Annotated in this window: 13 protein-coding genes, 1 tRNA gene and 1 pseudogene; 3 read left to right on the top strand and 12 right to left on the bottom strand. The window is 66.0% G+C overall.

The features are described from left to right. Positions 1 to 26: 26 nt before the first annotated feature. From AC1DRE_RS03290 to AC1DRE_RS03300, 3 genes are read right to left on the bottom strand one after another with little or no spacing between them, the layout of a single operon-like run. Complete coding sequence (locus AC1DRE_RS03290; protein ID WP_476983304.1) at positions 27 to 1,085, bottom strand: L-idonate 5-dehydrogenase; 1,059 nt, start codon at positions 1,083 to 1,085, stop codon at positions 27 to 29. Next, entirely contained in the window at positions 1,085 to 1,855 is a 771-nt protein-coding gene (locus AC1DRE_RS03295; protein ID WP_104173161.1) for an SDR family oxidoreductase, read from the bottom strand. Before AC1DRE_RS03295 ends, AC1DRE_RS03290 begins: the two co-directional genes overlap by 1 nt. A 13-nt stretch (positions 1,856 to 1,868) precedes the next feature. After that, entirely contained in the window at positions 1,869 to 2,816 is a 948-nt protein-coding gene (locus AC1DRE_RS03300; protein WP_476983305.1) for an NAD(P)-dependent oxidoreductase, read from the bottom strand. Positions 2,817 to 2,886: 70 nt separating this feature from the next. On the opposite strand from AC1DRE_RS03300, the gene AC1DRE_RS03305 reads away from it, so the two are divergent. After that, positions 2,887 to 3,951 (top strand): D-2-hydroxyacid dehydrogenase, encoded by a 1,065-nt coding sequence (locus AC1DRE_RS03305; protein WP_476983306.1) that lies wholly within the window; start codon positions 2,887 to 2,889, stop codon positions 3,949 to 3,951. A gap of 98 nt (positions 3,952 to 4,049) precedes the next feature. On the opposite strand, the gene AC1DRE_RS03310 is transcribed toward AC1DRE_RS03305, so the two are convergent. Then, the gene (locus tag AC1DRE_RS03310; RefSeq protein ID WP_476983307.1) at positions 4,050 to 4,673 is read right to left on the bottom strand and encodes an FMN-binding negative transcriptional regulator; all 624 of its coding nucleotides are present in this window, start codon (positions 4,671 to 4,673) and stop codon (positions 4,050 to 4,052) included. A gap of 4 nt (positions 4,674 to 4,677) precedes the next feature. Then, positions 4,678 to 5,655, bottom strand: coding sequence for a DMT family transporter (locus tag AC1DRE_RS03315; protein ID WP_476983308.1), 978 nt, complete (start codon positions 5,653 to 5,655; stop codon positions 4,678 to 4,680). On the opposite strand from AC1DRE_RS03315, the gene AC1DRE_RS03320 reads away from it, so the two are divergent. Then, complete coding sequence (locus AC1DRE_RS03320; RefSeq protein ID WP_476983309.1) at positions 5,654 to 7,066, top strand: aminotransferase-like domain-containing protein; 1,413 nt, start codon at positions 5,654 to 5,656, stop codon at positions 7,064 to 7,066. The genes AC1DRE_RS03315 and AC1DRE_RS03320 overlap by 2 nt on opposite strands. A 107-nt stretch (positions 7,067 to 7,173) precedes the next feature. Here the strand turns inward: AC1DRE_RS03320 and AC1DRE_RS03325 are convergent, their stop codons facing one another. The 7 genes from AC1DRE_RS03325 to AC1DRE_RS03355 all read right to left on the bottom strand — a co-directional run bounded on the left by AC1DRE_RS03325 (position 7,174) and on the right by AC1DRE_RS03355 (position 12,232). Beyond that, complete coding sequence (locus AC1DRE_RS03325; RefSeq protein ID WP_476983310.1) at positions 7,174 to 8,529, bottom strand: MFS transporter; 1,356 nt, start codon at positions 8,527 to 8,529, stop codon at positions 7,174 to 7,176. Between the two features lie 172 nt (positions 8,530 to 8,701). After that, positions 8,702 to 9,502 (bottom strand): IclR family transcriptional regulator, encoded by an 801-nt coding sequence (locus AC1DRE_RS03330; RefSeq protein ID WP_476983311.1) that lies wholly within the window; start codon positions 9,500 to 9,502, stop codon positions 8,702 to 8,704. 304 nt (positions 9,503 to 9,806) lie between these two features. After that, a complete protein-coding gene (locus AC1DRE_RS03335) occupies positions 9,807 to 10,097 on the bottom strand; it encodes a hypothetical protein (protein ID WP_476983312.1) in 291 nt (96 codons plus the stop codon). Between the two features lie 104 nt (positions 10,098 to 10,201). After that, positions 10,202 to 10,277: transfer RNA gene (locus AC1DRE_RS03340), tRNA-Val, on the bottom strand. Positions 10,278 to 10,387: 110 nt separating this feature from the next. Continuing rightward, complete coding sequence (locus tag AC1DRE_RS03345) at positions 10,388 to 11,308, bottom strand: NAD-dependent protein deacetylase (protein WP_476983313.1); 921 nt, start codon at positions 11,306 to 11,308, stop codon at positions 10,388 to 10,390. A gap of 4 nt (positions 11,309 to 11,312) precedes the next feature. Beyond that, positions 11,313 to 11,816, bottom strand: a complete 504-nt coding sequence (locus AC1DRE_RS03350) for a peroxiredoxin (RefSeq protein WP_476983314.1) — start codon at positions 11,814 to 11,816, stop codon at positions 11,313 to 11,315. Next, entirely contained in the window at positions 11,813 to 12,232 is a 420-nt protein-coding gene (locus AC1DRE_RS03355) for a DUF3052 domain-containing protein (protein ID WP_104173208.1), read from the bottom strand. Before AC1DRE_RS03355 ends, AC1DRE_RS03350 begins: the two co-directional genes overlap by 4 nt. A 398-nt stretch (positions 12,233 to 12,630) precedes the next feature. Here AC1DRE_RS03355 and AC1DRE_RS03360 point away from each other — a divergent pair. Continuing rightward, positions 12,631 to 13,019, top strand: a pseudogene (locus tag AC1DRE_RS03360) (pyruvate dehydrogenase (acetyl-transferring), homodimeric type); the annotation flags it as partial.

Raw genomic sequence — 13,019 nt, forward strand, 5'->3', positions numbered from 1 at the left:
CGTAAGTGTACGTTCGCGCGGAAATTCTACTCAGGGCTGAAGTCCAGCAGCACTTTCCCGGATTCAGCGGAGTTCCTGGCCACTTCAAAGGCCTCGAGTCCGCGGTCCAGCGGGAATTCATGGGTGACCACGGGGTCCACGAACAGCGTGCCGTCCGCAAGCGCCGCAATGACCTCGTCGATCTCGGCGTTGAAGCGGAAGGAACCCAGCAGCTCGAGCTCGCGCGTGATGGCCAGGGAGATCAGCACGGGCTGCGGCCCGGAAGGCAGCAGGCCCACCATTACCACCTTGCCGCCGCGGACGGCGCCCTTGATGGCTGAGGCGAGTCCGTGGTGGCTGCCGGATGACTCGATGACCACGTCCGCCTCCACGGCGGCGATGGCCTCGGCTTCATCGCCTTTCAGGACCTCGTCGGCGCCGACGGCCCGGGCAATTTCCAGCGGCTTGGGGTACATGTCCACGGCGACGATCCGCCGGGCACCGGCGCGCTTGAGGACGGCCACGGCCAGGGCGCCGATGGGTCCGCTGCCGATCACCAGTGCCGTCTTCCCCTTGACGTCACCGGCGCGGGCCACAGCGTGCCAGGCAACGGCGGCCGGCTCGGCCAGGGCAGCTGTCCGCAGGCTGAGGCCTTCCGGCAGCGGACGGAGCATCCGGGCAGGCAGAGTGGCATACCGGCTGAAGGCGCCGTCGGTGTGCGGGAAGCGGGCGGCACTCCCCAGGTAGGTGCAGCCCGGCGACAGGTTGGGCCGGTCTTCGGGGTACCGCGCGGCACCGGGGCCCGGTGTTGCCGGGTGAACGGCGACGGCGGTCCCCGCCGCAGGTCCGGTGCCGTCCGCGGCCGCTTGCAGGACGGTGCCCACAATCTCGTGCCCCAGGACCAGCGGGGCCCGGAGGATCGACTCACCGGCGGCACCGTGCAGCCAGTAGTGGAGGTCGGAGCCGCAGATGCCGCCAAAGGCTATTTCCACCACCGCTTCCTCGGGACCGGGAACAGAGACAGGCACCTCCTCGATCCGGAGGTCGCCGGCTGCATGGGCCACCACGGCTGCCGAGGTCGCGGGGAGTTCGTGGATGCCGGGCATCAGACCACCACCGTCATTCCGCCGTCGATGAAGATGGTCTGTCCGTTCACGAAGTTGGAACCGTCCGAAGCCAGCCAGACCGCCGGGCCGGCCAGGTCCTGGACCGTCCCCCAGCGGTGGGCCGGCGTGCGGCCCAGGATCCAGGAGTTGAACTGCTCGTCGTCCACGAGGTTCTGCGTCATTTCAGTGTGGATATAGCCCGGGGCGATGCCGTTGATCTGCAGCCCCGAAGCCGCCCATTCCGCAGTCATTGCCCTGGTGAGGTTGCGGAGTCCGCCTTTGGCCGCGATATAGGGGGCGATGGTGGGCCGCGCGAGGTCGGTCTGCACCGAGCAGATGTTGATGATCTTGCCGTGACCGCGCGGGATCATGTGCCGCGCCGCTTCCCGTCCCACCAGGAAGGCGCTGGTCAGGTCTGTGGAGATGACGCGTTCCCAGTCGCTGACTTCCAGGTCCAGCATGGGGACGCGGTGCTGGATGCCCGCGTTGTTCACGAGGATCTCGAGCGGCCCCACATTTTCTTCCACCCAGGCGACGCCGCGGGCGGCCTCGGTGTCCTTGGTGACGTCGAAGGCGCAGCTGTGCACCCGCCCCGGCGGGTAGTCGGCCGCCATGGCGGCTTCGGCGGCTTTGAGCCGTTCGGGGTTGATGCCGTTGAGCACCACAGTGGCGCCGGCGTCGGCCAGGGCCCGCGCCAGGGCGTTGCCGATTCCCCGGCTGGAGCCCGTGACCAGCGCGGTCCGGCCTGTCAGGTCAAATAGTGCACTCATTGTTTCCTGTTCCTCAATTGGTCTTGACTGCTGCGTCGTTGCTGAGATTCGAGATGGTCTGCCGGACGGCCGCGAGGTCGAGGTCGCCCAGCCCTTGGCGCTTCAGTTCCGCGTAAAGTTCGACGCCGGCCGTCGCCATGGGCACGGCGGCCTTCACGGCCCCGGCGCTTTCCAGGACGAAGGACAGGTCCTTGTGCATGAATTTTGCCGGACCGGTGGGCTCGTAGTCCTTGGCGGCAAGGCGCGGCCCGACGATGTCCAGGACCCTGCTGCCGGCCAGCCCGCCGGACAGCACTTCATACAGTGCCCCCACGTCCATGCCGGAGCGTTCGGCGAGCTCAGCGGCTTCTGCGAGCGCCGCCGTCGTGGTTCCCACGATCAGCTGGTTGCAGGCCTTGGCCAGCGAGCCCGAACCGAGGGGCCCCAGCCGGCGGACTGTGCCGCCCATGGCGTTGAAGAAGGGAAGGAGCCGCTGGAAGTCCGCGTCCTCCGCGCCCGCCATGATGGCCAGGGTCCCGTCCCGGGCACCGTCGGTGCCGCCGCTGACCGGCGCATCGACGACGACGGCGTTGCCGCGGCTCGCCGCGGACACCCGCGCCCCGAAGTCCCGCACGGCTGCCGGGGAGACACTGCTCATGACCACAACGGCGGTACCGGGGCGGGGCGGGCTTTGGGACCAGCAAGCAAGAAGCCCGGCTGCCGCTTCCTCGATGTAGCCCAGGTCCGGGAGCATAAAAACAATGACCGGTTCGTCGCGCAGCGCGGCAACGTCGGCGGCGCGGGCGCCGCCGCGGGCCGCAAAGTCGTCCAGGGCGGCCGCTGACCTGTTCCAGCCCGTAACGTTCCAGCCTTCCTTCAGCAGGTTGGCTGCCATGTGGCCGCCCATCAGGCCCAGCCCAACGAAACCGGCCCTCTTTTCACACGAATTTTCACTCAAATCGTGGTCTGTCTGCGCATCCATCGGCAGCGGTACCTCACTTCATCGTGGTTAATGGAGGGGAATCTGTTCAATATCCTAGCCTCCATTCAGTATGATGAACACTATGACGACTAAAACCACCGTCGCAATCGCCGTCCCGCTCGAAGCTGAGCTGGTTGAGCGCATCCGCGCCGTAGATCCCGCCGTGACCGTCCTCTATGAGCCCGATCTCCTCCCGCCCGAGAGGTTCCCCGCGGACCACTCCGGCGATCCGGACTTCAAACGCACTCCGGAACAGGAGGAGCGGTACTGGGACATGCTGAACAAGGCCGACGTCCTGTACGGCTTCCCCAACGAGAATCCCGCCGGGCTTGCCCGCATTGCCGGAAGCAACCCCCGGCTCCAGTGGATCCACGCAATGGCGGCAGGCGCAGGCGGAGCGGTCAAGGCATCCGGCCTGGATCAGGAAACCCTGCAGAAGTTCAAGGTCACCACCTCCGCTGGAGTGCATGCCCTCCCGCTGGCGGAGTTCGCCGCGCTGGGCATCCTCAACGGCTTCAAGCGCAGCGCCGAGCTCGCTGTGGACCAGGCCGCCAAGGTCTGGCCTGAACTGCGCACCCCGACGCGCCTGGTCAACGGCTCCACCCTCGTCGTGACGGGCCTCGGCGAGATCGGACTGGAAACAGCCCGCATCGCCCGCGCCCTCGGCATGAAGGTCAGCGGCACCAAGCGGAACGTTGAGCCGATCGAGGGCATCGAAAGAGTTGCCGGCAACGACGGCCTGGCCGGGCTGCTCGCCTCGGCAGACGCCGTCGTGAACACCCTGCCCGGCACGCCGTACACGGAGAAGCTGTTCAACCGTGAAGTGTTCGCCGCCATGAAGCCGGGAACGGTGTTCGTCAACGTTGGCCGCGGCACCGTGGTGGACGAAGACGCCCTGCTGGAGGCGCTCAACAACGGCCAGGTGGGCTTCGCCTGCCTCGACGTATTCGCCGTCGAACCCCTGCCGCAGGACAGCCCGCTCTGGAACCACCCGAAGGTCATGGTGTCCCCGCACACCTCGGCGCTGAGCGCGGCGGAGAACCGGCTGATCGCAGAACGCTTCAGCAGCAACCTGCGCACGTTCCTCGACGGCGGGGAACTCCCCCACCTCGTGGACACCGTGCACTTTTACTAAGCCGCACTACTGTAGGTGCACCGGACCGTGCGGCACCCCCGCAGGCCAGGGCGGCCCCTCCGGCAACGGAGGGGCCGCCCTTTTGCGGGTCCCCGGGACTATTGCTGCCTTGCCCGCTCGACGTCGGCGGCGCTCTCAGCCTGCCCCCGGGCGGCAAGTCCTGCCACCACTCCGTCGATGTCCGCATCGGGCCGGTTCTGGCTGAGCTTGGCCTTGGCCTCAATGCGGGTAATAACAAGTTCCAGGCCGACGATGGCGCGCAACTGCCCGGCAAGGTAGCGCTCCGGTGCATCATCCACGCTCCACGGGTGGTCGAAGCCCGCTTCGTTGACGTCTGTCAGGCGCCTGACCTGGGCGGCGAGCCAGGCCGTATCGTCGTGGACCACCAGGTTGCCGTACACATGCGCCGTCGAGTAGTTCCAGGTCGGGACAACACGCCCGTGCTCGGCCTTCGACGCATACCAGGACGGCGAGATGTAGGCGTCCGCGCCCTGGAGGATGGCGAGCGCCTCTCCGGTCACCGGCTCGGACCACTGCGCGTTGTTCCGGGCAACGTGGGTGAGCAGGGCACCGCGTTCGCCGATCGAGGGGTCGTAGACGAACGGAAGCAGCGTTGCGAGCAGGCCCTGCGGTGTCATCGTGACCAGATTGGCTGCGGCGGGCCGGGTGAGGAGGTCGCTGATGGCGTCGGATCCGGCTTCGAAGTGGACTGGGGTGTACATGGTGCTAATCCTTTGCAGGCTGGAGGGATCTTGTGGAGTGTGGGACGGCCTGCGGAGCGGGGGGCCGCCCGAGTCGGGCCCGCACGGCGGCGCCGGCGCAGAGGATGACCGCACAGCCGCCGATGATGGTGGTCCAGGTCAGGGCCTCGCCCAGCAGGAGGGAGGCCCAGCAGATGCTCAGCACAGGCTGGACGAGCTGGACCTGGCTGACCTGGGCCATGGGGCCGACGGCCAGGCCCCGGTACCAGGCGAAGAAGCCCAGGAACATGCTCACCACCCCGAGGTAGGCGAACGCCGCCCACTGGACCGGCGTGGCTGACGCCGGCTGCTGGGCCAGGGAGAGCATCATGAGAAACACCATGAGCGGCGACGCCAGCACCAATGCCCACGAGACGGTCTGCCAGGAGCCGAGCTCGCGGGCCAGCAGGCCGCCCTCCGCATAGCCGATCGCCGCTGCCACAACGGCACCAAGGAGCAGCAGGTCCGCCGAGTGCAGCTGCCCGAATCCGCCGGACTGCATGGAGGCGAAGGCGATGGCCGCCAGCGCGCCCACGCCGGTGATGAGCCAGAACGCCGGGGGTGGACGCTCGCGCCCCCTCAGGACAGCCGCCGTCGCCGTGGCCGCCGGGAGCAGGGCAATGACCACCGCGCCGTGGCTGGCCGGCGTGGTGGTAAGCGCGAAGGACGTCAGCAAGGGAAATCCAATCACAATGCCGGCGGCCACCACCGCGAGCCTGCCCCACTGCATGCCGCGGGGAAGTTCCTGCCGCGCCAGTGCAAGGGCGGAAGCGGCCAGGATCCCGGCCACCACCGCGCGGCCGGACCCGATGAACAGCGGCGAGAGCCCCGCGACGGCGATCTTGGTGAACGGAACCGTAAACGAGAAGGCCGCTACTCCGAGGAGACCCCACCACAGTCCGGAAGGGGTGCGGGACAGTACCACTGGGCGAACTGGCGTAGTAGCGCTACTATTGTCTCTCATGAACAACGATAGCAGTTCCCGGATTGCGACGCGACTACGGGAATGGATCACCAAAGCCGCGCCCGGATCAAGGCTGCCGTCCACACGGTCCCTGGTGGCTGAGTACCAGGCCAGCCCGGTGACCGTGCAGAAGGCATTGCAGTCCCTCACTGCGCAGGGCCTGATCGAGAGCCGGCCCGGCGTCGGAACGTTCGTGCGGGCCGTCCGGAGTGCCCGCCCCTCGGACTATGGCTGGCAGACGGCCGCACTGAGGTCGCCGCTGGCACCGCTTCCGTCAGCCTCCAGCACCATGCGCGACGTGGCAAACGACGCCATCGCCTTCCACTCCGGCTACCCGGACCGGGAACTTCTGCCCGAGCGCCTCGTCCGCGCGGCACTCACACGGGCAGCACGGGGTGACGCAGCGTTGTCCCGTCCGCCGGCAGCGGGCCTGCCGGAACTGCAGTCATGGTTCGCGCACGAACTCGGCGCCTCGACACCGGCCGGAACCACACCCCCGAACCCGAGCGACGTCGTCGTACTCCCGGGAAGCCAGAGCGGGCTCAGCTCCATCTTCAGCGCGCTCGCGGGCCGCGGGCAGCCGCTGCTGATGGAGTCCCCAACCTACTGGGGCGCTATCCTGGCGGCGGCACAGGCCGGCGTCCGCGTTATCCCGGTGCCCAGCGGTCCGGACGGTCCGGACCCGGCGGAACTGGCCCGGGCCTTTGACGAAACCGGTGCCCGCCTGTTTTACGCCCAACCGAACTACGCGAACCCCACCGGTGCGCAGTGGGCGGCAGGGCGGGGTGAAGAGGTCCTGGACGTGGTGCGGGCGAAGGGTGCCTTTCTGGTGGAGGACGACTGGGCGCACGACTTCGGCATCACCACGAGCCCCGTGCCCGTCGCTTCCCGCGACGACTCCGGGCACGTGGTGTACCTGCGCTCCCTGACCAAGAGCGTGTCGCCGGCCATCCGCATCGCCGCCGTGATCGCGCGCGGCCCGGCACGTGAGCGCATCCTCGCGGACCGGGCAGCCGAGTCGATGTATGTCAGCGGCCTGCTCCAGGCCGCGGCGCTCGACGTCGTGACCCAGCCCGGGTGGCAGACGCACCTGCGCAGCCTTCGCCACCAGCTCCAGTCCCGCCGCGACCTCCTGGTCACCAGCCTGCGCGAGCATGCCCCGCAGGCGCACATCGAGCAGGTGCCCAAGGGAGGCCTGAACCTCTGGGCGCGCCTTCCCGACGGCACAGACCTCGAACGGCTGACCCGTGACTGCGAAAGCGCCGGGGTCATCATTGCCGCCGGGCGGGAGTGGTTCCCGGCCGAACCCGCAGGCGCTTTCATCCGCCTCAACTACTCAGGGTCCAACCCTGGAGCCTTCCCGGAAGGGGCCCGGATCATCGGCCAGGCACTGGAACGCAACAACTCCTAGCAGCGGGCAGGCACGGACGGGCCCCGGGCAGCAACGGCTGTGGCCCCCTCCTTGCGGAAGGGGCCACAGCGGTTGTGTTGGAGTGCAGTTCCGGTGCTGCGGGAGTGCTAGCTCGCGTCCTCCGTGAGGACGAGGTCACGGGCCACGGTCTCCGGCGTGAAGAACGTGGTGACGAAGGAGATGAGCGCGAGCACCAGCGAGTAGATGGCAAGCACCAGCCAGGAGTGATCCGTTGCCGCCAGCAGCGACGCGCCAACGAGGGGAACGAGGCCTCCGGCCATAACGGCGGAGAGTTCGCGGCTCATGGCCACACCGGTGAAGCGGTACTGGGAACCGAACAGCTCCGGCAGGAGCGGGCACTGCGGACCGAGCATGGACTGGACGCCGATGGCGATACCCACCACCATGACCACCCAGACCAGGGTCACGTTGCCCAGCGTCACCAGGTAGAACGCCGGAAGCGCGATGACGGCCTGGAACAGTGCGCCGTAGCGGTATACCGGCACACGGCCAAAGCGGTCGGACAGGGCCCCAAAGGTGACCACCATAACGGCGGCGAAGCCGGCGGCAATCAGCAGGCCAACGGGTCCGATGAACTTGTCGCCCGGGAAAACCCCGTCCTTGGCTGCCAGGAAGGCGATGAGGAGCGCCGAGTAGATCGATGAGTTGCCGTTCTCACCCATGCGCAGGCCGATGCCGATCAGCACGTTCTTCTTGGAGTGCTTCCAGAGCTGGCCGATGGGGTTCTTGACCACGTTCTTGTGCTTTTCCAGCTCCTGGAAGACCGGAGTTTCCTTGAGCCGGAGCCGGATGAAGATCGCCACCGCAATCAGGAAGATGCTGGCCAGGAAAGGCACACGCCACAGCCAGCCTTCCAGGACCGCCTTGTCAGCCATGGCAATCAGGGCGAACGTGCCGGCACCGAGGAGGGTGCCCAGCTGGATGCCGACAAACGGCAGGGAAGCGAAGAACCCACGACGACGGCGCGGCGCGACTTCGGAAATCAAGGTGGTGGCGCCCGCCTGCTCAGCGCCGGCGCCGAGGCCCTGGAGAATTCGCAGCGTGACGAGGAGGACCGCGCCCAGCATTCCCGCCTGCTCGAAGGTCGGCAGCAGGCCGATTGCGAAGCTTGCCGTGCCCATCAGGCCGATCGTGAGGATCAGGACCATTTTGCGTCCGAATCTGTCACCGATGTAGCCGAAGATGATTCCGCCGAACGGGCGGGCCGCAAACCCAACGCCATAGGTGGCGAATGATGCGATCAGGGCGCCGTCCTCGCCGAGCGGCTTGAAGAAGAGCGGCCCGAAAATGAGGGCCGAAGCCAGGCCATAAATGTAGAAATCGTAGTACTCCAGAGCGGAGCCTACGGAGCTGGCAAGAGTTGCCCTCCGCAGTTGTTCCGGTTCGACGACGGCGTCGTCCACATCGGCAAGCGGTGAATTAGTACGAGTTGTCACTAGCACTCCCTTAAGAACACTCCAGACCCCCGTTGGTCTGGTGGGATAGTGACGACACCGGTGGCGTCGATCACTATAGTGAACACAGTACAGCACGCTGAACGGATAGCCAATGATGAAATCCGTTTTATTTTTCCGTGCGTCAGCGCCCGCCCTTTGCGCCGCTTCGGGGGCGGTTCTAGCCCATGGGATTGCCCAGGGATCGGGCCAGTTCCTGCAGTTCTTTCACCATCATGGCGCCCTGTTCCTCGGAATAGGTGGCCTTCAGGGCGGTGACGGACAGCCCCAGGCTTGGCCCGTGCGCTCCCCTGGTCGGGACCGAGACAGCGAGGCATACAACGCCGGTGGTGGACTCCTCGTCTTCGAAGGCATAGCCTCGCTCCCGGATACCGGGCAGCTGCTTCTTGAAGTCGGCGCCGGTCCGGAGAGATTTGGGCGTGAGCACCGGGAGTTCCGTGTCGTCAGGGAACATCTCCTCGATGTCATGGTCGTGCAGCCGCGCGATGAGCGCCTTGCCGACGGCGCACAGCGACACCGGCATTTTGTCGCCGATATTCGAGGTGAGCCGGACCGCAGGGTGGCCCTCGTAACGGGCCAGGTAGATGACATTGGTTCCGTCCAGCATGGCGATACGGACCGTTTCGCCCGACAGGGTAGGGGCCTGTTCGCAGAAGCGGTAGAACTCCTGGACCTCATCCAGCCGGCTGAGGTAGGCGGCGCCAAGTTCCACAAGCTTGCGTCCGAGCGTGAAGTCCGCCCCCTGCCGGTTGATGAGGCGGGCCTCTTCGAGGGCCAGCAGGAGATTCGAGGTCGACGACTTGGGGATGCCGAGCTCCCTCGACAGATCACTCAGCGTGAGCCTGCCCGTCGAAGAGGCGGCCAGCGCCTCCAGAACGGCGGCGGCACGCGTCACGGCCGGCGCCGGGGACGCACTCCCCAGTCCGTCGGAGGAGGTGCGGGGAGCTCGGGAATCGGCCATGATTCTCCTTCAGGTAAAGCGCGTCCATTCAGCGCCGTTCAAATCAAAGGTGTGTTCAATCAGCTGAACAGTAACCATCATAATGTGTGGAGGCGGGATCCGCTCCCGGGAGCCGCCGGCATCGGCCGTCGGACCCGGCGCGGGCGGGTCCGAAGGTCCCGAATACCCGGCGCGCCCCAGCCGGCCTTGTTTCACATTTCGAAAAATTCACTGTATATTCATTTCAAGCCTTCCACCGCGGCATCCCCCAATAGCCGCGGTGGAAGGCTTTTCCAATTTCCCGGCAGAATCGCCGTTCCGGGAATCAGGCAGCGTCGGCCACGGCCTCCCTCAGCCGCCAGCCCCCGCCGAGCCCGTCGCGGATCAGCTCCATGGTGGTGAGGGCCGAGTTGGCGTTCCTGCCCAGCCGCGCCTGGACCTGCCAGACCTCAATGTCCACCCGACCAAGGCCCTTCGGCATCCTCCGCTCGGCCTCCCACCAGCTGACGCGCTCAAACCAGCGGACCGGCTCTGCGCCGATGGTCCATTCCCGCCCGCCGCGAACAACGGACAGCGGCCGGCCGTCCGGGGCCATCCTCATCAAAACGTGTTCCATGCCGGCAACACTATGGACAGGGTCCGACAGTTTTTTGTCCGTGCCAGCAAACACAAAAAACCCCGTCCTTGCTGACCTTTCGGCCAGCAATGACGGGGTTCCGTTGGTGGGTCCTACCGGGATCGAACCGATGACATCCACGGTGTAAACGTGGCGCTCTACCAGCTGAGCTAAAGACCCAAACCGTGATTTCCGCGCCTCAGCGCTTCAACCAACGAACAGCAACTGTACCGGATAAATCCCGCCGAACGCCAATCGGCATTCGCCTTCACGCTGTAGTGAGCCCTACATCACAGATCCGGCAGTTCACTGGCCAGCCAGGTGAGCGACTCGCTGACACCGGCTTCCAGTTTGATCGTGGCCAGGTCATCGCCCCTGGTGCCTCCCCTGTTGATGATGACCACGGGCTTCTGCTGCTTGGCGGCATGCCGCACGAAGCGGAGGCCGCTCATGACCGTCAGTGAGGATCCGGCAACAACCAGGGCACCGGCATCATCGACCATGGCGTACGAGCGTTCGACCCGGTCCCTGGGAACATTCTCGCCAAAGTACACAAAGTCCGGCTTGAGGGTGCCGCCGCATGCGGGGCAGTGTGCCACGACGAAACTGCGGATGAGGGCCGAATCCTCCACCGTTGCGTCGGCGTCGGGCGCCATTTCCACAACACCGTCTTCCAGGGCCCGTTCGAGGAATCCGGGGTTCAGCTCCTCCAGTACCCCGGCCAGCAAGGTTCTGCTGTAGCGCCGCGCGCAGGCAAGACAGGCCACGCGGTCGAAACGGCCATGGAGGTCCACCACATTCACGCTGCCGGCATCCTCGTGGAGCCGGTCCACATTTTGGGTGATGAGGCCGGTCAGCAGGCCGCGTTGCTCGAGCCTGGCCGCCGCCACATGGCCGTCATTCGGATCGGCCCGGCGCAGGTGAGACCAGCCGATGTGATTGCGCGCCCAGTACCGCTGGCGGTTGTCCGGGTGGCCGATGAACTCCTGATAAGTCATGGGTGCCCGCGGTGCGGCACCGGGCCCCCGGTAGTCAGGGATGCCCGAGTCCGTACTGAGACCGGCTCCGGTGAGGAGCGCGAAGCGCCTTCCCGCCAAGGCGTCCCGGATGCCCCGAAGGACTCCGATGACGTCGGGTGCAGGGGTGGCGGCGCTGACCGGCGGCAGGCTGGCGAACCCAGTCATGCCAAGGCCGGGGCGCCGCTCCCTCATTCCGTCAGCTCCCGCCGAGCTCCGCGAGGGCGGCACGATATCCGGCCAGGTCACGGGCCTGGCCGCGCGGATTCACCACGACATAGCGGACGATGCCGTCCGCATCGATGATGAACGTTCCGCGCTGCGCCATCCCGGTGTCGGGATCGAACACGCCGTACAGCGACGCCACTCCGCCGTGCGGCCAGAAGTCGGCCAGCAGATCAAATCCGTAGCTTTCCTTCTCTGCGTAGGCACGCAGCGTGAACTTGCTGTCCACGGAAACGGCCAGGACTGTCGCGTTCGCATCCGCAAACACCGATAGATTGTCGCGGATTTCACAGAGCTCGCCGGTACAGATTCCGGAAAAGGCGAACGGATAAAAAACGACGACGACGTTGCGCCCCCGGAGTTCCGACAACCGGACGGGCTCGCCGTACTGGTTGACAAGTTCAAAATCAGGAGCTGTGCTGCCGATTTCCGGAAGAACGCTGACCGCCGCGGCGGTCTGTACCGGCGGTGGGGTCACTTGTTCTTCCTGGTGACCAGGCGCGTTGCGCTCCAGTCCTTGGATACACCCGGCGATGTGGTGAGGTGGAGCCCCGCCGTGGGCGCAGCTTCCTGGATCTCCGCAGGAGACACGTAACCGGACCTCCCCGACTTTGGCGTCAGTACCCAGACCACACCGTTCTCACTCAGGGTGGTCAGTGAATCCATGAGCGTGTCCACCAGGTCCCCGTCGCCGTCGCGCCACCAGAATATGACGGCATCAACTACGTCGTGGTCGTCTTCATCAAGGAGTTCCGAGCCCGTGAGGTCTTCAATATCGTCACGCAAGTCGAAGTCGACGTCGTCGTCGTAACCGAACTCCTGAATCAGATCCCCGTTTTTGAAACCCAATTTTTCCGCCACATTTACCGAAGTGGCGGCGTCGGCCTCGCTCACGTGTTCCTCCAATGCTTAGTCATTTTCATAAATCTAGTGATTTCCATTACTACAAGCCAACACCCTTTGTGCCTGCTCTTCAAGCTGTTGCCCCCGCGATCCCACTTATTCTGCGTCACACCGGGGGCTGACGTCCGTCCGCCGAAGCGGCCTTCCGTCACACAACCAGTATGACGTCAAATGCGACGGGGCCGTCAGGCAGCGGCTACGCATCGGATAGCTCGCACAGCTAGAGTGGCTGATGACTACTATGCCGGCGGGGCGATCGCCCTGGATTTATACGGTCATAGAAGTGATAGGACCCCCTGCCCGGCGCACATGACCGGGCTGTTGTAACCGATACGTCGCACACGTCGCGTTCACGCCAGGCAGTTACCCTGCCGGACCTGAGGGCGCCGATGCATGCGCGCAAAGAGAGGTTGGACGTGGCTGCAGGAGAAGATACCTCCCATATCCTCAGCGGGTTGACTAACCAGCTGCCTGATCGTGATCCGGAAGAGACCGCCGAATGGATTGAGTCCCTGGATACGCTGATCAGGGAACAGGGCACCGAGCGTGCCCAGTACATCATGCGCAGTCTCCTGCAGCGTGCCGGCGCCCAGAGCGTCGGGGTCCCGATGGTCACCACCACGGACTATGTGAACACGATCCCCGCGGACCAGGAAGCGCCGTTCCCGGGGAACGAGGAGTACGAGCGCAGGTACCGGGCGTACATGCGCTGGAACGCCGCGGTGATGGTGCACCGGTCCCAGCGGCCGAACATCGGCGTGGGCGGGCACATCTCCAC

The organism is Arthrobacter sp. P4_H3 (genome assembly GCF_056400885.1).